The sequence below is a fragment of the Brochothrix campestris genome, assembly GCF_046058945.1.
Lineage (GTDB): Bacteria > Bacillota > Bacilli > Lactobacillales > Listeriaceae > Brochothrix > Brochothrix campestris.
Map to the genome: position 1 here is coordinate 1,410,062 of NZ_CP175511.1, position 20,655 is coordinate 1,430,716.

At 42.0% G+C, this 20,655-nt stretch carries 19 protein-coding genes; 4 read left to right on the forward strand and 15 right to left on the reverse strand.

The genetic code is table 11. The features are described from left to right. Nucleotides 1-93: 93 nt before the first annotated feature. Complete coding sequence (locus ACJYYY_RS06900; protein WP_035312851.1) at nucleotides 94-816, forward strand: SDR family oxidoreductase; 723 nt, start codon at nucleotides 94-96, stop codon at nucleotides 814-816. A gap of 179 nt (nucleotides 817-995) precedes the next feature. Here ACJYYY_RS06900 and ACJYYY_RS06905 read toward each other — a convergent pair whose 3' ends face one another. Together ACJYYY_RS06905 and ACJYYY_RS06910 are read right to left on the reverse strand one after the other, a co-directional pair. After that, entirely contained in the window at nucleotides 996-1,220 is a 225-nt protein-coding gene (locus tag ACJYYY_RS06905; protein WP_035312853.1) for a hypothetical protein, read from the reverse strand. Nucleotides 1,221-1,701: 481 nt separating this feature from the next. Then, nucleotides 1,702-2,307 carry a viroplasmin family protein gene (locus ACJYYY_RS06910; protein ID WP_408868753.1) on the reverse strand — a complete coding sequence of 202 codons (606 nt, stop codon included), beginning with the start codon at nucleotides 2,305-2,307 and terminating at the stop codon, nucleotides 1,702-1,704. 171 nt (nucleotides 2,308-2,478) lie between these two features. On the opposite strand from ACJYYY_RS06910, the gene ACJYYY_RS06915 reads away from it, so the two are divergent. After that, nucleotides 2,479-4,179 (forward strand): ABC transporter ATP-binding protein, encoded by a 1,701-nt coding sequence (locus tag ACJYYY_RS06915; RefSeq protein WP_035312855.1) that lies wholly within the window; start codon nucleotides 2,479-2,481, stop codon nucleotides 4,177-4,179. A 488-nt stretch (nucleotides 4,180-4,667) separates the two neighbouring features. Here ACJYYY_RS06915 and ACJYYY_RS06920 read toward each other — a convergent pair whose 3' ends face one another. Together ACJYYY_RS06920 and ACJYYY_RS06925 are read right to left on the reverse strand one after the other, a co-directional pair. Beyond that, nucleotides 4,668-6,053, reverse strand: a complete 1,386-nt coding sequence (locus tag ACJYYY_RS06920) for an MFS transporter (protein WP_035312856.1) — start codon at nucleotides 6,051-6,053, stop codon at nucleotides 4,668-4,670. 32 nt (nucleotides 6,054-6,085) lie between these two features. After that, on the reverse strand, nucleotides 6,086-8,353 hold the full coding sequence (locus ACJYYY_RS06925; protein WP_035312858.1) for a glycoside hydrolase family 3 C-terminal domain-containing protein: 2,268 nt from the start codon (nucleotides 8,351-8,353) through the stop codon (nucleotides 6,086-6,088). Nucleotides 8,354-8,477: 124 nt separating this feature from the next. Between ACJYYY_RS06925 and ACJYYY_RS06930 the strand changes: the two genes are divergently transcribed. Then, nucleotides 8,478-9,692, forward strand: a complete 1,215-nt coding sequence (locus ACJYYY_RS06930; protein WP_035312860.1) for a helix-turn-helix domain-containing protein — start codon at nucleotides 8,478-8,480, stop codon at nucleotides 9,690-9,692. 83 nt (nucleotides 9,693-9,775) lie between these two features. Here ACJYYY_RS06930 and ACJYYY_RS06935 read toward each other — a convergent pair whose 3' ends face one another. The 9 genes from ACJYYY_RS06935 to ACJYYY_RS06975 all read right to left on the reverse strand — a co-directional run bounded on the left by ACJYYY_RS06935 (nucleotide 9,776) and on the right by ACJYYY_RS06975 (nucleotide 18,128). After that, nucleotides 9,776-10,567: a hypothetical protein gene (locus tag ACJYYY_RS06935; RefSeq protein WP_408868754.1), complete on the reverse strand. Its 792-nt coding sequence runs from the start codon at nucleotides 10,565-10,567 to the stop codon at nucleotides 9,776-9,778. Nucleotides 10,568-10,681: 114 nt separating this feature from the next. Next, a complete protein-coding gene (locus tag ACJYYY_RS06940; RefSeq protein ID WP_035312864.1) occupies nucleotides 10,682-11,044 on the reverse strand; it encodes a hypothetical protein in 363 nt (120 codons plus the stop codon). Between the two features lie 124 nt (nucleotides 11,045-11,168). Continuing rightward, a complete protein-coding gene (locus tag ACJYYY_RS06945; protein ID WP_051456765.1) occupies nucleotides 11,169-12,458 on the reverse strand; it encodes a PTS sugar transporter subunit IIC in 1,290 nt (429 codons plus the stop codon). 213 nt (nucleotides 12,459-12,671) lie between these two features. After that, nucleotides 12,672-13,580 (reverse strand): Gfo/Idh/MocA family protein, encoded by a 909-nt coding sequence (locus tag ACJYYY_RS06950; RefSeq protein ID WP_035312865.1) that lies wholly within the window; start codon nucleotides 13,578-13,580, stop codon nucleotides 12,672-12,674. Nucleotides 13,581-13,716: 136 nt separating this feature from the next. Then, nucleotides 13,717-14,439: a hypothetical protein gene (locus tag ACJYYY_RS06955; RefSeq protein ID WP_156921075.1), complete on the reverse strand. Its 723-nt coding sequence runs from the start codon at nucleotides 14,437-14,439 to the stop codon at nucleotides 13,717-13,719. Nucleotides 14,440-14,526: 87 nt separating this feature from the next. Continuing rightward, the gene (locus ACJYYY_RS06960; protein WP_035312870.1) at nucleotides 14,527-14,871 is read right to left on the reverse strand and encodes a hypothetical protein; all 345 of its coding nucleotides are present in this window, start codon (nucleotides 14,869-14,871) and stop codon (nucleotides 14,527-14,529) included. Continuing rightward, a complete protein-coding gene (locus ACJYYY_RS06965; protein WP_408868755.1) occupies nucleotides 14,858-15,301 on the reverse strand; it encodes a hypothetical protein in 444 nt (147 codons plus the stop codon). The genes ACJYYY_RS06960 and ACJYYY_RS06965 overlap by 14 nt, the downstream gene beginning before the upstream one ends. Before the next feature lie 514 nt (nucleotides 15,302-15,815). Beyond that, the gene (locus tag ACJYYY_RS06970) at nucleotides 15,816-16,388 is read right to left on the reverse strand and encodes a flavoprotein (RefSeq protein WP_408868756.1); all 573 of its coding nucleotides are present in this window, start codon (nucleotides 16,386-16,388) and stop codon (nucleotides 15,816-15,818) included. Nucleotides 16,389-17,498: 1,110 nt separating this feature from the next. Beyond that, nucleotides 17,499-18,128 (reverse strand): LysE family transporter, encoded by a 630-nt coding sequence (locus ACJYYY_RS06975; RefSeq protein WP_035312873.1) that lies wholly within the window; start codon nucleotides 18,126-18,128, stop codon nucleotides 17,499-17,501. Nucleotides 18,129-18,340: 212 nt separating this feature from the next. On the opposite strand from ACJYYY_RS06975, the gene ACJYYY_RS06980 reads away from it, so the two are divergent. Continuing rightward, nucleotides 18,341-18,850 carry a hypothetical protein gene (locus tag ACJYYY_RS06980; protein WP_035312875.1) on the forward strand — a complete coding sequence of 170 codons (510 nt, stop codon included), beginning with the start codon at nucleotides 18,341-18,343 and terminating at the stop codon, nucleotides 18,848-18,850. A 72-nt stretch (nucleotides 18,851-18,922) separates the two neighbouring features. On the opposite strand, the gene ACJYYY_RS06985 is transcribed toward ACJYYY_RS06980, so the two are convergent. Both ACJYYY_RS06985 and dagF read right to left on the reverse strand, forming a co-directional pair. After that, entirely contained in the window at nucleotides 18,923-19,891 is a 969-nt protein-coding gene (locus ACJYYY_RS06985; RefSeq protein ID WP_035312876.1) for a sugar kinase, read from the reverse strand. A 4-nt stretch (nucleotides 19,892-19,895) separates the two neighbouring features. Then, nucleotides 19,896-20,645, reverse strand: coding sequence for a 2-dehydro-3-deoxy-phosphogluconate aldolase (gene dagF / locus ACJYYY_RS06990; RefSeq protein ID WP_408605169.1), 750 nt, complete (start codon nucleotides 20,643-20,645; stop codon nucleotides 19,896-19,898). Nucleotides 20,646-20,655 lie beyond the last annotated feature (10 nt).

A 20,655-nucleotide genomic window follows, 5' to 3' on the forward strand; every position in this document is an offset into this window, starting at 1 on the left:
TAGGTAAGTGACGCACCTTCATGTGCGTACTAGTTATTTTATGTGACTTTAGTATACTATGAGTATCACAGATTAGAAAGTAGGAACAAACAGATGAAACCTTTAATCGTTATTACCGGCGCAAGCAGTGGCTTCGGCAAAGAAATGGCCTTGCAATTCAGCGCTGCCGGACATCCCATATTGTTATTAGCACGACGTATCGAACCGATGATCGATTTGAATTTACCAAATACCTTAGTTAAAGCGGTAGACGTGACTGATTTCAATGCCTTTGCAGCAGCGGTAGCTGAAGCCGAAAAGAAATACGGCAAAGTCGATTGTTTAATTAATAATGCTGGTGTGATGCTCCTCGGAAACATCTGGCAACAAGATATAACTGAATGGCAAACGATGTTAGATGTGAATGTTAAGGCCGTTTTGAATGGAACTAAAATCGTCCTTAGTGACATGATGACGCGGAACGAAGGAACGATTATTAATGTTTCATCGATTGCAGGTAAAAAAACGTTTGGCAACCACGCGGCTTACTGTGCGACAAAATATGGTGTTCACGCCTTAACAGAAACTGTCCGTGAAGAAGTCAGTAGCTATAATGTGCGCATCATGTTAGTGGCCCCGGGTGCGGCTGAAACCGAACTACTCGGACACACAACCGATGAAAACATTAAAGACGGCTATAATCAATGGAAAGAAACAATGGGTGGCACTTCCCTTAATCCCGTACACGTAGCAACCTCTGTTAAATTCATGTACGAAATGCCCCAATCAGTCAATATCCGTGAACTTGTGATTGCAGCAACAAAACAAGATAGTTAATAAAAGTTAAAACAAGCTCGTTCAACTTCGAAGATATTGGAGCAAAATGAGACATCGACTATTTACCGTCGATTCGAATTTTGTGAAATATAACAGAAGTTAGCTTGTTTTACTGGATAAAAATAAAAGTTAAAACAAGCTCGTTCAACTTCGAAGATATTGGAGCAAAATGAGACAGCTTATTTTACTGGATAGATGAGACCGCCAAGTAACGTGCCAGAAATAAGTGCTGGAATCATCATAACTCCCCCTGATAGTGCCACCAACAGCGGCTCATTTGTGGCATGATAAAGCAGCCAAACGATGCTGACGTTCGCAAACGTTTGACTGATGGTATTTAAATTCATCGCAATAAACAGACTCGCAAAAGATCTGTTTCGTAACATCATGACATAGCGCTTCATCTCACTTCACCTTGAAATCAGCCCGTTTGAGGATATGCTTTACTGCCTTTCTTGGATGGAATCAAGAATAAGCTTTTTCAACTTTAAGCACGTTAGAAATAGTTAAGATCACAAAGACGTTCAAAGATATTAGTCTTCGTAGCCTAATCCCGCTCATTTTCAACGCTACTATAACATGTACATAGCGTACAAACAAATAATAGGATGCTAAGTTAAGCCATTGTAACACTCGGTCTACACAAACTTCATTTTTCTTCCAAGCTGTTTGCTTCTATGCGGTTGATTTCACTTTCGTTTCTCTAATCACTGCAGTTTAGAACGGCTTTAAATAACTTTCGTACTAGTAGGCAAGACAAGTGAATGACGGTGCGCGTACTGATGGTACGTAATCCCGAGCGAGCAAGTCGTAATGACCTAGCACAACGTTTAGCTTCAGTCTCAGGATTACAGTCCAGTCACAGACTGCAATCCCATCACTATCTTACTTAATCCCCAACGCCTGTTTCGCCAAACGATCAACCCGTTCATTGTATTCAACACCCGTGTGGGCTGCGACTTTATGGAAGGTAATTTTAATTGTATTCACCGCTGCCACGTATTCACGGTAGCCCTTGGTGAGGGCGTTATTTGTTTTCCACTCGCCTTTGGCCCAATGTTCAATTCCGGTATAATCGTAATAAATGCCGACATCTTTGCCAAGCGCTGCTGCATATTCAATTGCACGCGTTGCCCCATACACTTCACCCGCAACATTACGCATGCTTGAAAATTCATTTTTGAATTTTTTACCTTCTTCATGAATCACCGTATCATTTTCGAGGATGACCATGCCATACGCGAATTCTTCGGTGAATTTATTGTAACTACCGTCCACATAAGCAACGAGTTCGTCTGGGTTATGGGCCACAATATGGGCCGGTTGATGACTGCTCACCCCTTCGATGAAAGCTCGCGCTTCTTGCTCCGTCGTAAAACTTTTATAAATAGCGCCCGAAAAGCCCTTCGTTAGCGCCTGGCAATCTGCCCACGTCCGCACGATGCCAATCCGCTTCCCTTTTTTTACTGCGTAGTATTTTTGTGCTGCCATTATTATCACGCCTTTCTTATTTGCTTCCTCTTTATTTTACCTTATTGGAGCTTAAAAAGACCATTAAAACCGTAAAATCAGCTTGTCATCTTTACTATTAAGGCTTTTATCGCTAAAATACAAGAGAGACATTCAACTAAACACTACTCAATAGAGGGGGCAATCAGCCACATGCTTAAGCATTTCTTTAGCTATTATAAACCGTACAAAAAGCTCTTCATCCTTGATTTCTCGTGTGCGGTCTTTGCCGCCTTACTCGAACTTGCCTTTCCTATGGCGGTCAACCGAGTCATCGATACGTTACTGCCGTCAAAAAACTGGACGTTAATTGTGACAGCCGTCGCCGCGCTGTTTGCCTTTTACATCATCAACAGTTTTATGCAATACATCGTCACCTACTGGGGACATCTGCTCGGCTTAAACATTGAATCAGATATGCGTAATGACCTCTACAATCATTTGCAAAAGCAATCGTTTGACTATTATGACAATGAGCGTACCGGTAAACTGATGTCGCGGATGACGAATGATTTATTTGAAATTGGCGAAGTGGCCCATCATGGCCCCGAAGATATTTTCATCGCGATTATGACTGTTATCGGTACCTTTTTAATCATGATGCGCATCCATGTTGGATTAGCAATTTCGACCGTTGTACTTGTACCGTTAATCGCCTTTCTAATTGTCTTTTTCAACAAACGAATGACCCGTGTCAACGCCAAAATTTTCAAATCACTGGCTGACTTTAATGCCGGTATCGAAAATGCCATTGGTGGGATTCGTGTTGTGAAAGCATTTGCGAACGAAAACTATGAACGGAAACGTTTCAAGCTAATTAACAACGGTTACAAGCATGCCAAATCACTCTTTTATGGTACGATGGCCAAAAGTTCATCGATCAACTATTTACTGATTCGCTTAATGACCTTGTTCACCCTGTTGATGGGTTCGTATTTTACAATTAACAACCAGATGACAAACGGGCAATTTGTTGCTTTTATTTTATTAGCAAACGTCCTCGTACGACCGATTGAAAAAATCAACGCAGTCATCGAAAGTTATCCCAAAGGCATTGCTGGTTTTAAACGCTTCAGCGAAACGATGGCACTTGAGCCGTCAGTCAGCGATGCTCCTCATGCTAAAACCGTATCTCAGTTGCAAGGTCAAATTACATATCACAATGTTGGCTTTCATTATGAGGACTCAAAAGCGATTCTGACAAACATTAACTTAACCGTACAACCGGGTGAAACAATCGCCTTTGTTGGACCTTCTGGTGCTGGCAAAACGACCTTGTGTAGCTTATTGCCACGGTTTTATGACGTAACGGCCGGTGCAATTACGATTGATGGCATCGATATTCGCGAGATGACACTCGCCTCGCTCCGTCAAAACATAGGGATTGTGCAGCAAGACGTCTACCTCTTTTCTGGCACAGTGCGTGAAAACATTGCCTACGGTAAACTCGATGCAACCGATGATGAAATTTGGCAGGTGGCAAAACTGGCCAACCTCGAAGATGTTATCCTCAATATGAGTGATGGCCTCAACACCGTCATTGGTGAACGTGGTGTTAAATTGTCAGGTGGACAAAAACAACGCTTAGCGATTGCGCGAATGTTTCTAAAAAACCCACCACTACTCATTTTAGATGAAGCGACTTCCGCCTTGGATACTGCGACGGAACGAATCATTCAGGACTCATTGAACAAACTGACTGAAGGCCGCACCACCTTAATTATCGCCCATCGATTAGCAACGATTCGCGATGCTGACCGCATCATCGTTATTGATGAAAGCGGCATCGCCGAACAAGGCACACACGAACAATTACTGGCCCAAGATGGTGTGTATCGACAATTACAAAATTAGAATAAAAGTGAAATCAGCTCGTTCAACAGCGTATAAATTGGAAAGGTCGTACTTGCGATTATTTTCCATCGCGAGTAGCGAGCTTGAAATTTACTAGCTGTTAGCTGATTGAACTGGAAAAATAAAAGTGAAATCAACCTGGTAGAACTGTAGAAATTGGAACTGCCGAATTTACCGATTATTTTCCATCGGTAAGTGAGGGAGTGAAATTTCCTAAGTTATGGTTGATTGAACTGGAAAAATAAAAGTGAAATCAGCTCGTTCAACAGCGTATAAATTGGAAAGGTCGTACTTGCGATTATCTCCCATCGCGAGTAGCGAGCTTGAAATTTACTAGCTGTTAGCTGATTGTACTGGAAAAATAAAAGTGAAATCAACCTGGAGAACTGAAAAAAGCAGTTTGCCGAATTGACTGTTGCTGTTCCCTCACAAGCAAACAGCAGACACGCCCTCCATTTGGGCATGTCTGCTGTTTTTTGTTTAGTTCCTTATTTATCAGTCTGTCCCTCACGTATCGCTGCTAAATCGGCTAAAATACGGGGGAATTCTTTATCTAATTTGTAGAAGTATAAAATGATAATCATCAAGAGATTAAATAAAATCGGCAGCCATAAGAAGATGAAAACAATCATTGATTGCGCTGATTCAGGCTGTACCGCCGCACCTGATACAAAGCCTGCTGCCGCTAACATCCAACCAACAACAGCTGTCCCGAAACCAGTACCGACTTTGGCACCAAAGCTCCCAGCTGAATAAATCAAACCTTCAGTTCGAACACCGTTGCGCCATTCGCCATATTCAATCGTATCGGCTAATAAGGCAAACAGAATGGCAACCACTGCTGCCCCACCAATCCCCTTAATCACATTTGTCGCAATTAAGAGTGGCAAGCTGTATGGTTCAATTAAGATGATAAACGAACCAATGAGAGCGATCACCGTTCCGACCATCGCCACATTTCGCTTACCATAACGCTTAATCACTGGCAACGCCAACACCATACATAATACTGTTGGGATAACCGTTGTAATCGTTAAAATACCCATCAATGATTCTGTCGTTAACGAAGCACTCGCGCTGGCAACCTGTGCAACGAAAAATGTACTAATTGCTGTGCCGACACCACTTGCAATGTTTTGAACTAAGAAAAACGCTAACACAATCACCCAATACTTATTATTAAACAGAAACTTCAACGATGTTTTAAGCGGTAACGGACGATTCTCTAATGCCTTAATCGCTGGTTTTACCCGTTCCTTCGTGTTTTTAAAGCAGAGTAATAAACAGATAAAGCCGACGATTGAGAAGATGATTGACATGAAAATCCAACCTTTTTGCCCACCACCGAGCATTTTAACAATCGCTAATGTTCCCATCCCGGCAATCATCGCTGCCGCGGTGCTAAAGAGCATCCGTGTGACATTTAAGACCGAACGCTCGTATTGATCTTGGGTAATGAGCGATGTTAAAGTGCCGTACGGAATGTTGACCATTGTGTAGGCAAACGACAATAAGTTATACGAAATCGCCACATACACCAGCTGCCAAAACGTACTAACATCAGGGACAGTATACAATAAAATACCACTGATGAGAAACGGAACAGAGCCCCATAAAACCCATGGGCGAGCCTTGCCGTGTTTACTATGGGTTTTGTCGACAATAAAACCCATCCCAATATCGGTAACGCCATCAAACACCTTCGAAGCAAAAATAATCGTCCCGATAGTGGCTGGATTAAGTCCGATTACCATCGTGTAATAAAACATCAAAAACATCGTTGATACGTGCCATACAATACCGGACGCAAAGTCACCCGAACCGTATGAGACTCTTTCAGTTAATGAAATCGTATTGCGCTTTGCTATTGTCATCGTTTATCCTCCTTCGTTCAATTAGCCCATTATCAATTCGCGTTTAATGCATTCAAGAATGCTGCGAGTTGCTCTTCTGAAAACTGACCTTGACTGAAACTAACAATCCCTCTTAATGGCATATTTTTTAACATCGCTGCACCTAAATCGAGCGCTTCTGCTTCAAAATCCATTTCTGCAATGTTAAATGGCATCTCCAGTTGTTTAAAAAAGTGCTGCGCGGTTTCACGTGTTGCTGGATGACACATAATATCTCCGACCGTCGAATTACGAGTCATCGCTACCGGCAACGGCTGCGTCGATGTCACATGTACCGTTTCACGGAGTTCAATCACTGCGGATGAACGACCGACTAGCAACGCGAATTCCCCCGTCTCCACATGCCAATCATTGATGCTTACATCGTAATAACTAAACGCACGCTTGTCTAAGGTTAGCGTGACCGTTTTTGTTTCGCCTGGTGCTAACCTTACCTTCGTAAAGGCCTTTAATTCTTTTAACGGACGAATGACCGTGCTCTGTAAGTCTTGCACGTACAACTGCACAATTTCTTGCCCTGCTCGCGCCCCACTATTGGCGATTGTCACTGCTACCTCGACTGTCTCTTCATCGGTTAATGCCGTGCGATTAACGCTCATTTGTTGATAATCAAACTGCGTGTAACTAAGGCCATGACCAAACGGAAAGAGCGTCTCCATTGCTTTCGCTTCATAATAACGATAGCCCACAAAAAGTCCTTCATTGTAATCAACCACATCATTTGCACCTGGGAAGTTAAGGTGTGCAGGTGTATCTGCTAAACGCAAGGGGAAGGTTTCGGCTAGTTTCCCACTCGGATTCACATCACCGTACAGTAAATCACTCACTGCCCCACCAGCTGCTTGCCCACCTAAATACGCCTCCAGAACAGCATCAACCTTGTCAATCCAAGGCATTTCAATCGGTGCCCCATTACTTAATACAACAACGATACGCTCATTAACGGCACTTAAACGTTCAATCAACTGCAGTTGGTTAGCTGGTAAGCGCAAATGTTGACGGTCATAGCCTTCTGATTCATAGCGGTCTGGCAATCCAAGAACAACAACGAGTTGATCCGCGGTTGTTGCCATTGCAACAGCTTCTGCTATCAATCCCTCATCGCTATCATCTGTTGCAAGTTCATAGCCTTGGGCATAACTGACAGTTGCCAAAGGTGCGGCGCTTTGCATTTCCGTTCGAATTGTTTCGACCATTGTTGGATTGATTTTTGAACTACCGCTCCCTTGGTAACGTGGTGTCTGTGCTAATTCACCAATGATGACCACATCACGTTCTTTGCTCAATGGCAGCAAGTCCGCTTCATTTTTAAGTAAGACCATACTTTCACTCGCCACGCGACGGGCTAATTGATGATGCGCTGCTAAATCGTAAGGGGCTGGATTCGCTTGTGGCTTCGTCATCTCAATGAGACGCAGCACCCGTTCAGCCGCTTGATCGACCACTGCTTCATCCAAGCTCCCATCTTCAACTGCCGCCACGATTAGACTGTCTGAATAACCATTGTTAGCCGGCATATCGAGTTCTAACCCTGCTTTCAAAGCAGCGACACGATGATTAACCGCCCCCCAATCCGACACAACAGCTCCTTCAAAGCCCCATTCATCACGTAAGATGGTTGTGAGTAAACGCTCACTTTCTGACGCATATTCACCATTTACACGGTTATATGAACTCATCACCGTCGCTGGTTGTGCCTCTTTGACAACTGCTTCAAACGCCGCTAAATAAATTTCACGCAGACTGCGTTCATCAACTCTAGCATCGATTGTCATCCGTCGTTCCTCTTGGTTATTGACAGCAAAATGTTTAAGCGATGTTCCCACTGGATGTGTTTGAATACCCTTTACTTGTTGTGTCGCCAGTTGGGCTGCTAAGAGCGGGTCTTCTGAAAAGTACTCGAAGTTCCGCCCACATAACGGTGAGCGTTTAATATTTACGCCTGGTCCGAGTAAGACTGAAATTTGTTCCGACACACAGGCTTCACCGAGTGCCTCACCCACTTCAAATAACAACGCCTTATTCCACGATGCAGCCATTCCTGCCGCTGATGGAAAACAAATCGCAGGTACACTGTCGAACACGCCGAGGTGATCATTTGCATCTGGCCGCTGTTTACGGAGCCCATGTGGCCCATCCGTCACCATAATCGATGGTAGATTGAGTCGTTCGATTCCTTTAAGATGCCAAAAATCTTGCCCTGAACAAAGACTCGCTTTTTCTGCTAACGTTAATTGTGACACTATTTGTTTGATAGTCATTATCGTTTCTCCTCCTTTAATGTTTGCGCTTTCACTCTTTAATAATAAGATTAATTATGTTACATTTATAGTATATTTCTACGTTTTTTAGTATAGAACAATGCTAATTAACATTAAGAGCTGATTGGAGGTTTTTGTTACGCGTAAACGTGCCCATGTTATCGAACTGCTTCAGACATTGACCGACTTCCCTTTCACACTCCTATATCATAGTGGGAAGTGGCAATGTTTTGAAAAAGGAAAGGAACAAAACAAACTGCAACGTCCTGCCTTTATCGATCGGATTCAACCGTCACTCAGCAATGGTAACAAGCCAGAATTGTATATTTCGCCACTGTTAGAACGGTTTATTTTCATCGATTTAGTGCCGCATTTAGATGCCCGTTTAATCGTCGGTCCTTTTTTAACCGCGCAACTCACACCTGAAACGTTACAGTTGCTCAGCAATGCCCAACCAATCAATCGTCGCAGTCAATTGCCATCTTATTATGCGCAGTTGCCTTGCTTAGATGTCACTAAACAGTTTGCCCTCATCCAGCTGATTTACACGATTATCTTTGGCAAGCCCCTTAAAAGTGAAACTATTTTAATTACCGATTGTTGGTTGCCACCCACAGACGACACCAAAGACAGGCAACAGCTTGAAGCAACCGCGACCCGACCAAACAAACGCTCGTTTGGGATGGAGCAACATTATTTAGCCTTGATTGAGCAGGGAAAAACCGATTACCTCAAGCTCTTGCTTAATCAAGGCCCGCTGTTTTTGGATGAGTCTGTTGGTCTGCTCGCGACGAGTAGCCTCCTCCGACATTATAAGAACATCGGGATCGCCGCTGTTTCACTTGCGACGCGGGCAGCCATTAAAGGTGGCCTTTTTTCAGAACGCGCCTACGAACTGAGTGATGGCTACATTCAACAACTGGAAAACTGCCAAACGATTGCCGAAGCAGACCAGTTAATTAAAATCGCCCTGCTCTTATTTACCGATGAAGTGCGACGCTGTGTTAACAATCATTTATCACCCCATATTATTAAAACCGTTCATTATTTAAAAGCACATCTGTACGAAGAAGTTACCGTCAATCAGTTAGCTGCTGACCTGCAATTATCACCAAACTACTTAGCGACCTGCTTTAAGCGCGAACTCGGTGTGTCTGTGCTAACACACCTTCATAAACTGCGGATTGAAGAAGCCCAATTGCTCATTGCAGCCCATCAAGACAGTTTATTAGAGATTGCGCAACGCCTAAAATTTCATGATCAAAGCCATTTTACCCGCGTGTTTAAACAACATACCGGGATGACACCACGAACGTATTTAAATGAAACATTATGCTAACACAAAAAAGGTAGGAGTGTCGTTGACTAACGACCTCCTACCTTTTTCGGCTAAGCTAAAACGGTGAATATATCAAAGCAGTCTTATTCAGCTGCTGATACCCACACTTTTTTCTCAGCGATATCATAAATTTGTTCGAACTCGTCTTTATCGTAACTATCCAAGCGATTAAGACTATTTTTCGTTAAATACATCCCCGGAGCAATTGAGAAAGAACCCCGGGTTGTGCTAATTTGTAGTTTATTGCCCTTTCTCGTCTTTAAAGTAGTTGAAGGCAAACAGAACGCCATTAAAGCATCATGATTTTCACCATCATAAAAGATGAAGTCATCTGCTTCTTTACGCTTACAGGCTTTAATACTCTGAACTTTTGAAAAAGCCATTTCTCCAATTCGACCCGTGCGATTAATGCTAATTAGCGTCTTTAATCCGACAAACCCATGCTTACCTGATTCAAAGTGAATTGTATCCCACTCTGCTTCAGTAATTTCAGTCACCACTAGAGTTGCTCGCTCCGATGGTGCAAAATCAGACAGTAGCGCGCGTTTCGTTAGGACACGATAATAGAAAGCATCACCCGCAGCACTCAGAACATGATAGACACGGTATTGTTTCACTTTAAGTGGCGTCCTTTTCACCTTTGGTTCATGATAACCGAGGCTTGCTTGCTTAATTTTTTTAGGTTCCTGTTGATCAAGTTCCTTTTCTAGTTTATTGATGACGTCACTACACTTAGCGATACGTTGGCATGTTTCACAGTCAGCCGTTGAACCCGGCGGATGCTTAAAATCAAGCGGTTCGTGTTCGTCATAGAGATCACCTAAAATGATAAAGAGGCGTTGCTTTTCTTTTTTGATGGTACGTCTATCTCTCATCGTTATCATCCCTTTGCAGTTAGTGTTAACACTAGTTTACCATGACTGTCTCCCCTTTTCAGCCACAAAAAAACAGTGTGGCTCAATCCGACTGTTCGAAGGAGCCCCGCTGTATTATTTGAAATCATTAAGATAAATTTCAGTATTGCCACCATGGTCATCGATTTGATGACGCGCAATTAGAAAATTAAAATACAGCGATACTGTTAGTAGAAAGGTTAATAAAACCAATCCAGATTGGGAAATCAATAAAAAACGCTGTTTTTTATATGGCTTCGTTAATACAAGTGCTAACATTAAAAAAATCAGCAAGACCAGTATAAATTCAACTGCAAAATAAATAACAGCATAATCCAAACTTTTGGTGTAATTATCATATTCGTCAATATAATAGCCTGAAATATAAGTCATCGCTGCTGTGGCGAGAATTGCGATTACACTCAAACCACCAAGACAAATACTTACGATTCGTTTCACACATCCACCCCCAACTATCTTACTAAAAATTATACAGGATGTAAGGATAGATAGCTTATCATCGCTTTCGTTTAGAGCGTGAAATGGCGGATGTATGACGATTCGGTGACAATAGCTCTTTCGTTTAATCTCTAGTTTTTATTTCTTTTGATAATAACTTTTGATCGAATCGTTTGAAAAAGGGATAGTAAATAAGCACAGCCAAGGCAAGATTACCTAGCGCCAACACTGCTGCCCGCCAATCCATACCGGTTGCCAACATCGCTCCCAATGGTGCTGGTAACGTCCACGGCACAATGGCAATGGGATAATCCACGATGTTAAAGACGACCATCGCCAAGTAAGTTGTGGTTCCCATCACTAGTGGTGCCAAAATGAATGGAATGGCCAAAAATGGATTCATCACTAGTGGCACACCAAAAATAAGCGGTTCATTAATATTAAACAGACTCGGAACGAGCGTAAACCGTCCAATTTTTTTACAGAAGGCCGACATCCCCACAACCGCCATTAACAGCGCTAACGCAAGTGTAGCACCCGCGCCACCAATCCAGACAAACCATTGAAAAAATTGTTCCGTTAAAAAATGTGGAATTGGTTCATTAGCTGCAGCCGCATTCATGTTGTCATTTAAATGAGCAAACCAAAACGGCGTTAGAAGCGGTTTGGCTAAAATCATACCATGAATACCAAAGAGCCAGACGATTGTAATCAGTAAAATCGGCATAATCACCGCTAAAAAGGAATCCCCTGCAAAGTACCTGATTGGACTAAACAGCCACTGCAGCGTGCTGTTCAAATCGAAGTGCAACACGACCTTTAGCACCCAAGTACTAATAATGAGCAACGTTCCTGGAATCAATGCCACAAACGAGTGAATCACGGCTGGTGGTACACCCGCTGGCATCTTAATCACCCACTTTTTTGCGATGCAAAAGCGAACCAGTTCAACCGTTGCAATCGACAGCACCATTGCCGTAAAAAGACCATTGGCGCCGAGGTTTGTAAGTGGTAAGACCGTTCCAGTAATAGTGAGACCGACTGCTGCCGATTGCTCGGTGCTAATTGTTGCGGGTGTCACCGCCGCCATTAAAAATGACAACACGGCTAACACACTTGTCGATGCCCGATCGATACCATATTCATCACATAAACTAATCGTGATGCCGATACAGACGTAAATTGACATTAGATCAATCGTCACATGCATCGGTAGCCGTAAACTCGTTGCATATGGTGCAATCACTGACTCCCAACCAGCGATTGGTAAATTGAGTACAATGATAAAAAACGACCCAATAATCGTTACGGGAATCACTACACTCATCCCGTTACGAATTGCTGTGATGTAACGATTGCCCGCTATCTTTCCCATTTGTGCGACGATTTTATCAGAGCGCTTCAGCTGTTCCATTAGCCTTCCCCCTCTTTCGTTTGATAGCTTTAGTATAGAGGTGAGATTGCACGATACACAACTGATAGCTGTTGACGATTATTGTTTTTTTAGATTGCTACTTTTATAAACTTATTTAATGCAAAAAAAGAGCAACGATAGATAGTTGCTCCAAGTTTACAAATAAACGCTGTTCTAGATTGTGACAACTTGCTTGCTCTTAGCTAAGACTCTTTACTCAATCCCAGCCGCATTCAACATCCGTTCACACAATTCATGTGATTGCACGATGCTTGCAGCACTGATGCACGCCTCTTTTGTTTTAACGGCGCCGATAAAGGCACGAATCATCGGATCAAACCCTCGTTTATGGAGGGTTGTCTCCCAATCTGTGAATTTCTGCGTTGTGCGCGTGTTCCCGGCAAACGTTTGATACTGCACGAGGTCATCTAAGCGTGTTGTGCCTGTTGGTGTTTGGACTTCCATGATTTCGGAGTTAACACCCGCTTCAAAATTGACGGAGACACTGCAACTTGTTGTTGCTGTTTCAAACGTCACAACGGCTCGTTGAAAACCACCGTCTTTGAGAACAATGTTTGAACGAAAGTCAGTCACCACATCATCGATTAAATAAAGGGCGGTGTCTAACGAATGGATGAAAATATCATAAATTGTGAAACGTACTGGCGCACCCGGTTTATTGGCGCGGGTTTTTTGAACATTAATCATTCTTTTTTGCGGCAGTGCCTTTAATTGCTGTACCATTGGTGCAAAGCGACGATTGAAGCCGGCCATTAAAAGCAGGCCTTTTTGTTGCGCTAAAGCGACTAACTCCGCTACTTCGGTCGCATTTTCACTGATTGGTTTATCCACAAACACATGAATACCTGCGTTCAAAGCCGCAGTAACAAAACGTGCATGCGTGTGCGTCGCCGTATGAATAAAAATCGCTTCAATCCCGCTTGTAAGCAGAGCATTATGGTCGGTATACAGGTGCTTAACACCGTATTTTTGACCTAACTGTGCTAATTTTTGCGGATCGCGTGTGCATAAATGCCATTCAATCTCGTCTTGCATTGCCATTGTCACTGGCATATACGCTTTTTGGGCAATTCCACCTAATCCGATAACACCTATTTTCATTATGAGCCCTACTTTCTATAAGTGAATTTATTACGTTGCCCTTTAAGTATACCTTACACAGCGATGATTGTGTCGACTTTAGCGCCTGTCAATTAACCGTTTAAACAGATGAAAGACGCTTATCTTTATTCGATTATTACTCATTATTCGAATAAGCTAAATCACTACGAAGAAGGGCTCTTATTAATTTCAATATAAAGGCCGTTGTATAAGTGTTCTCAATATAATAAGGGATGTACGACATCATTTGTTCAATCCATTTGTCGTTTTCATAATCCATTAAAATATGTTCTTCACTTTGTATTTTTTTACTTAGACGATATAGTTCTTCTTCGGTCGTAAAAAGCCATGCTAACATTCCATCATGAATAACAATTCCCTTTGAAATTATTTCAAAAGTATTGTCTGCTTTTAATGCCCAATCCAATGTTTTTTCAATGTTTTCACTGTTGTTCAGTTGTAATTGATCATAAAATGGCATCCTATTTTGCTCTTTTGTAAGTTGCTGGACTAAATCCGCTTTGGTGGCCACTTCCGTATGATACCAATCTGTTAGCTGAAGCATGTCTTCAAAAAAGACTGTTGTACTCAATTTAAGTATTACATTTTTTGGATAGTAATAACTTTTAATTTCCCCATTGCTCATTGTCGTCCTTTTGATAGCACTATCGATTTCTTTTATAAGATAGTTTATTTCATGAAAACCGTAATTCCCCCAACTCCCAGATACTTTTGCATCATTCGCCTTCCGTACCCCCAACCAAATAAGGGCATATACTTGTGAAGGTGTTAACCCCTCTAACCAACGTTGAATCGCATGAATAATCTTTGTTTCCTCTTTTGTTAACTCTTTTGCCAAATTATATTTTATACATTCTGCCTTCAAGAGTTCAAGTAATTGAGCACTAACAATCTCCGTCCATAATAAAATGACCTCCGCAGCTTCTTAAACACATGTAATTTTAGGGCGACATAAATATTTATGTACTTCCCATTCTTTCATCTTTTTAGCTGTAATGTTAATTTCATAATGAACCTCCGCAAGCAGGAATGAATAACTGTCTTTATCTTCATCTTTCGTAAAAGCTTCTAATTGAGAACAAGAGGCAACCGTTATCAGCTGCTTATTAAACAAGTCAGATAATCGCTCGGTATTCGTTTCTGTTGCTGTCTTTTCATACGTGCTATAGGCTGGAATAACCGCACCTAGACCAACATTTGCTTCTTGCAAGAGCACAGCAATTAGCAAACGGTCTCTCATCGAAACCGTTTGTAATTCAACACTCTCCATGTGGTTTATTTTCTTCTAAATAGGCTTTTAAAAGCGAACGTTTTTTTTCGTCTGCAAGCTGACAATTTTCACAAGCACATGTTTTTTCTTTCGCCTGATAAATGATGTGCTGACATTGACTACAAACCAAATCGGGCTGCCAACTAGCCTTACTCGCACGGCTTGGTAATTTAGCATTAAGGTTGCTCTCACAATACACACACTGTGCTTCTACTTCTACATTTGGGAGGCATCTCACGAGTGAATTTGGCTTAAGCTCAATCTGCTGATGCACTAATATCCGTTCGATTTTTTCATCTGTAAAATAATATGCATTTAGTAGTGCAACGATACTCGTAGTTTCATAATTTACCAGCGGATTAAACGGTGGCAGCGGTCGTAGTTTCTCCGCCGTAATTTTAAATAATTCGATAGAAAGGTCCCCTTTCATTTAAGATATCATCACAGCTAAAACTTCATATAAAATGACCGATTTCAATTTCACTGCTACTCAGGCATTAAAGTGCAACCTTTTGTGTCACATACAATGGTGGCTAATTAGCAACATTTTCAACGCTGTCTCAGCAGATGAAGTGGTACGCACGCTTTTAAAAGACGGTAACGGCAAAAAGACAATTTGCTCAACACCTTTCACTAGATTGGCGTTACATTGAAGGTCCCTTTGTTGTTAACATAGCATACACCGCTAAACTAGTGAAATGATGAAGGCACACTTAATCAAAATAGCATTTTGGCATTTTTTTACGCTAAAATACGGCTTATTTTCGAATTACAGCAAAAAAAACCAAGCACTCTCCGCTACAACAGTGGGGAATACTTGGTTCATTTAGCTCATTGACCTAATTATTCATTACAAAGGATAACCTGTTCAACTAACGTTTTTGTGTCACTGCCGTTTCATCTCAGAACCATGCCTGCGTGGTTCTGCCTCTGGATGAGTCCTTTTATACAGTTGCTAACATCATGTCAGCTTGAGAAACATTCAATTCGCTTACTATTTGATTGATAATAACGTGTGCTTCGGCTAAGGCACCAATTCCGCGTTTACCAGAAGTCAGTATGTCGACTCGCGGTGGGATTTCTTTGTAGTTGCGATGCGCTAACTTCGCTAAATTTTCTTGTAAAATCGATTGATTATACATTTCGGTATTCATTGCTGGACAGATTAACTTAGGCTTATCAGCAGGTATAGCCATACAAATACTGCTCACAATATCGTCAGCGATACCATTTGCTACCTTACCGATTATATCTGCGGTTGCTGGCATAATAACAATTAAATCGGTTTCTTGTGCTAAAAAGACATGATCGACAGTATCATATACTTGTGCTGTCATCCCTTCGGTCACAATTTTATTTTTAGAAATGATTTCTAATGTGAGTGGACTCACGAAAGCCGCGCTTTTTTTGGTCATTGCAACATGAATCGTCAGTGGGTACCTCGCCAATTCCTCAATGATGAGTGGAATTTTATGTGCTGCAATACTTCCGGTAATACAAATTGTAACTTTTTTCATTTTTTGTCTCCTAATAATCATTTTCAAGTCTATCGACATCCGTCATTAATTTTAACATTACCAGTGAAAAAAGCAATACATATGGGAAGGCGTTAGTTATTGTTGCACGCTTAACTACCAAATAGCTTTTTCGTTGCTGTTCTGACCTTTTTGTTCCATATCAAACATCAAAAAAAGCGCTTGGCTATCTGTAGTGAACCCTAAAAATCTAACTTTTGGAGATCACTTCAATCCCTATAGTTGATGCGCATAAGCCGTTATTTCTAAAAGCAAAAGATGTTTTTTTATTCAGCTTAATCGTACATTTTACTCAATTATCTACTGTTAGACTGAATTAACAAACTTTGTATAGTAAACACTTCTTTTTTCTATATCTGAACCTGTGAAAATGCTACAGATAGAGCGATTAATTAGGTTATCTGATTGCAATGCTTACTTTAAGTAGCTAATCCATCATTATCTTTGTTAGTCATAATACGAATTCCTCTTTGCTTGATAGTTTGTCTGCATTTCGGCTATAAAGTCAGTTGAAGCACTCACGATATCTATCACCGAATCACTAATGTAATATAGGGTCATTTCATCGTAAAAAGATATATATGGATTTACCAAACCTTTTTTTATGTACCAAGAATAGTTAACGACTTCTTCTGAATTTTTAAAATCAACAGATCTGGAGTAAGCACTTTTTTGTATTTCCCCTCAAAGAGTACACTTTTTCAATGATAGTTTTTTAAAGTGTACTAATTCCTCTCTTGTGATTAGTTAGAATTAAGATGAAGCATTTCAGAAGACGGACTACAATACTAACTCCAATGATACAGTCGCTTATTTTTCATTTATCAATTAATCCAATTCATTTCAAAATAAACGTCTAAAAAAGAAGTGTAGTCATACGCTTCAGCTTTTAGACAAAGTCAAATTGATTTTTTTCTGTAAAAATAGGGCAACCGACCTTCGACAGTTCTAATCGGGCAATTTCACTTTCGCATCTCAACTTTAGTTGCCTGTGACGCTCTGCTTTCACTTCCTTGTTCGCCATCTAACTAATCGCTGTAAAGCAAGTTGCTAGCTATGACAGAATTAAACGGATCAATAAAGCCTCCATTCCTACAGATACGCTTTTACTCCCACAATGAACTGATACAAGAAGTAGGCTGCAAAAACAAGTAAAATTAGCCCAGCAATGATTGAACTGATTTTAATTGCTCGGCGGTTCATCACTTTTCGCGTGTACGACACAATTGTTAGCAGGCCAATATCATGCAGGACGATACCGCTTAAAATACCGAGGGCCACAATTAGAAAGGAGCCTTTTCCCGTTGCATAGGAGTTACTTAAGGCTGTTCCAAAGACAGATACCCAAAAGACGAGGCTACCAGGTGATATCGCTACCAGTAGGCCCGTTGCATATGTTTTTTTGAAGGATTTTACTGGTTTTTCACCGGCGAGGGTGATATCGTTATCCGCCTGTCTAATCGAATCATAGGCAACGAGTCCTAAAAAGACGGCACCAATTAGCCATAATGGTAATTGGATATATGGCAGAGCTAACACGTTTGCTAAGCCGAAATAGAGCGCTACAATGAGCAACACATCAACCGTCATGCCACCAATACCGACAGCCCATCCGTGCATAAAACCGTGTTTAAGACCTTGTTTTATCATTTCTACACTTATTGCTCCAACTGGCATCGCAATGGCGAAACCAATCAGAAGATACATCCAATAAATCGTCATAGACATCCCCCTTATCTCTCCTTGTATTATATCAAAAAAAGAGTGTCGGACTGTTACTTTTCACATTGCAACTGGGTGTTAATTACCTTAGAATTCTTTGATAGAGCGAGTCGTTTACATCTCTCTATTAAGTTCGTATGACTAGCCGTTACAATTGCTGTCACATAGGCTATAATAAGAAAGGAATGTATTCGTATTTGTAGGAGGAACTCATGTATAAACAGACTGTTCTATTGGTCAGTTGTTTAATGCTGTTGTTCGTTATGGTTGGTTGCACCTCTAACGAGTCAGACAGCCGCACAACGACGACCGCTAAAATAACTTTTAAACCGATTGATCTTAACAAAACGGCTGACACATCAGAGGCCGATGAATCATTAAAACTTATTACTGCTATGCCCGATATAAAAGCCCAATCGCAAGCGACGACTGAACTCCTTACTATTCTCGGCAAGATGTCGTTAGCCTATTCATTTACCGAATCAGAAATTAATGTTTGGCCGCCATCACCTACCTATTCGGAACAGCTTGCGAATGCGTTAGGCCGTAACGGAGATAAAGACCTCGTTCTCACCGTGATGGAAACACTGCGCCAGGCAAGTGTATATGGTGATGGTTTACCATTGCAACTACGTTTAGCACCTTCGCAGCCACCAATCGGCAGTGCCTCTGCGGGTGAAATTACGCTCTACCCCACTGAAAATGACTTATTTACACAATAAAAAACAGCTCACTCGTATCGCATCATTGCGTTACAAGCTGAGCTGTTTTTTAAGTTTCATTTTGAGCTGTAATTAACGCATAACCGCTGGAGCGTTTCCGCTCATAAATTGGTTGACAAAGGCTCTGTTTAGCACTGAGCTATCACCGAAGGTAGTATGGGCTAACACTGCTGCTGCCGTTGCAAACTCAACTGTTTGTTGCAATGACTGTTGTGCCAGCATACCATCAATCACTCCGGCACAAAAGGCATCGCCTGTACCGATGCGATCAAAGGTTGGAATGGCTGATTGCTTAGAAACAACTGTTGTCTCCATTGTTCTGATAAAACCTTGCATCGTTTCGGCTGTTTTAAGGGTGCCGCAAAAGGCATCAAGTTCAAACTGCCGGAGACATTGACCGATGACATCATTACCTACCATTCCTAAACTAGCCGTAAGGTCGCGTTCACTGCCAAACACAACCGAGCAATGTGGCAGCATCCGTTGATAGGTTGCTTTAATGACTGACCGATCAGTCGTTTCATTTAAACTCGGACGATAATTAAAATCAAAAAAAACAGGAATGTTCGCAGTGGCTGCTTGCTCGGCGACTGCTAAAGCTGTCTCGCGGGTCGCCTCGGTCAAAAACAATGCAATGCCACAAATATGCACGGCATCAAGTGGTTGCAACCATCTCTTAATGGCCGTTTTGCTCACGGTGGTGCGACAAAAGGCCGAATCTAAGCGATTTAAATAGGTGACCTGCGAAGGGCGAGGATGGTAGCCACGTTCTAAAAAATAGAGACCGAGATGCTGATGGGCAAACGTAAGCGCGCGCGTATCAATTTGGAGGCGACGCAAGGCACCAGCTGCGGCCTGACCAACCTGATTGTCGGGCAAAGCGCTCAACAAGGTTGTATCATGACCAAATTGGGCCAGCCCACTTAATAAGTTGACCCCTGTTCCAGTGTAAGATAAATCAACGGTATCAGTTTGGCTGATTAATTTATATTCTGGTGGTGTTAGACGCATCATCACTTCACCATAGGCTCCGATGTTCATCTGCTCACCCCTTTGTCGCTAACACACGTTTCACGGTCGCAAGTAAACTTGCCACATCATCGGGGCGCGTGTCGCCATTGGCATCAATAATTGATGAGTACACATGTGGAATGATTTTTTTAACGCCGGCATCAACCGCAATTTGCACAATTTCTTCAAAGTTTTCTAAATCAATGCCTCCAGTTGGTTCGAGGTAAAAATCATGTTCGGCACAGGCTTTTGCCACGGCAATGTACTCCTCCTTATGCGCGAGTCCTTTCATCGGGAAGTATTTAATCGATGAACCACCCATATCTTTTAAGAGTGCAATCGCAGTCGCTAATGGCACTTCTGTCGGCGCTGTTTGGCTACTTAATGGTCCTGTGGCAATGTTTACAAAACCAACCTTGCCTGTTGGCGACACCAGTCCATTGACAACGGTATCGGTTTGACCGAGTAAGGCACGACTTGCGCCAATGCCAGTGAACACTTGGTTCACATGCTGCGGTTGTAATTCGGCTGAAATCCGACTCACCATCGCACTTTGATTCGGATCACCTGCCCCTAAACCAACCGATAACGCGTTATTGGTCGCTGCCGCATAGCGTTGCATATCAGCAATGGCAGCTGCATCACTATCGTAGTTTTTTGAGAGCACGCCTAAAACAACATGGCCTTCAGCGGCTTGATAGCAATCTTTGGCATTGGCAACAGAGCCTGCCAAGACATTTAAACAAATACGATCTTCGATATAATTCGGTGTTTTATTCATCATTCGACCTCTT

Bases quoted from the DNA above. Each gene is read 5' to 3' on its own strand.
- ACJYYY_RS06935 (WP_408868754.1), bottom strand. From the start codon at position 10,567: ATGAGAGATAGACGTACCATCAAAAAAGAAAAGCAACGCCTCTTTATC.
- ACJYYY_RS06925 (WP_035312858.1), bottom strand. From the start codon at position 8,353: ATGACTATCAAACAAATAGTGTCACAATTAACGTTAGCAGAAAAAGCG.
- ACJYYY_RS06965 (WP_408868755.1), bottom strand. From the start codon at position 15,301: ATGAAAGGGGACCTTTCTATCGAATTATTTAAAATTACGGCGGAGAAA.
- ACJYYY_RS06980 (WP_035312875.1), top strand. From the start codon at position 18,341: ATGTATAAACAGACTGTTCTATTGGTCAGTTGTTTAATGCTGTTGTTC.
- ACJYYY_RS06975 (WP_035312873.1), bottom strand. From the start codon at position 18,128: ATGACGATTTATTGGATGTATCTTCTGATTGGTTTCGCCATTGCGATG.
- ACJYYY_RS06915 (WP_035312855.1), top strand. From the start codon at position 2,479: ATGCTTAAGCATTTCTTTAGCTATTATAAACCGTACAAAAAGCTCTTC.
- ACJYYY_RS06900 (WP_035312851.1), top strand. From the start codon at position 94: ATGAAACCTTTAATCGTTATTACCGGCGCAAGCAGTGGCTTCGGCAAA.
- dagF (WP_408605169.1), bottom strand. From the start codon at position 20,645: ATGATGAATAAAACACCGAATTATATCGAAGATCGTATTTGTTTAAAT.
- ACJYYY_RS06910 (WP_408868753.1), bottom strand. From the start codon at position 2,307: ATGGCAGCACAAAAATACTACGCAGTAAAAAAAGGGAAGCGGATTGGC.
- ACJYYY_RS06970 (WP_408868756.1), bottom strand. From the start codon at position 16,388: ATGAAAAAAGTTACAATTTGTATTACCGGAAGTATTGCAGCACATAAA.
- ACJYYY_RS06985 (WP_035312876.1), bottom strand. From the start codon at position 19,891: ATGAACATCGGAGCCTATGGTGAAGTGATGATGCGTCTAACACCACCA.
- ACJYYY_RS06960 (WP_035312870.1), bottom strand. From the start codon at position 14,871: ATGGAGAGTGTTGAATTACAAACGGTTTCGATGAGAGACCGTTTGCTA.
- ACJYYY_RS06945 (WP_051456765.1), bottom strand. From the start codon at position 12,458: ATGGAACAGCTGAAGCGCTCTGATAAAATCGTCGCACAAATGGGAAAG.
- ACJYYY_RS06950 (WP_035312865.1), bottom strand. From the start codon at position 13,580: ATGAAAATAGGTGTTATCGGATTAGGTGGAATTGCCCAAAAAGCGTAT.
- ACJYYY_RS06920 (WP_035312856.1), bottom strand. From the start codon at position 6,053: ATGACAATAGCAAAGCGCAATACGATTTCATTAACTGAAAGAGTCTCA.
- ACJYYY_RS06905 (WP_035312853.1), bottom strand. From the start codon at position 1,220: ATGAAGCGCTATGTCATGATGTTACGAAACAGATCTTTTGCGAGTCTG.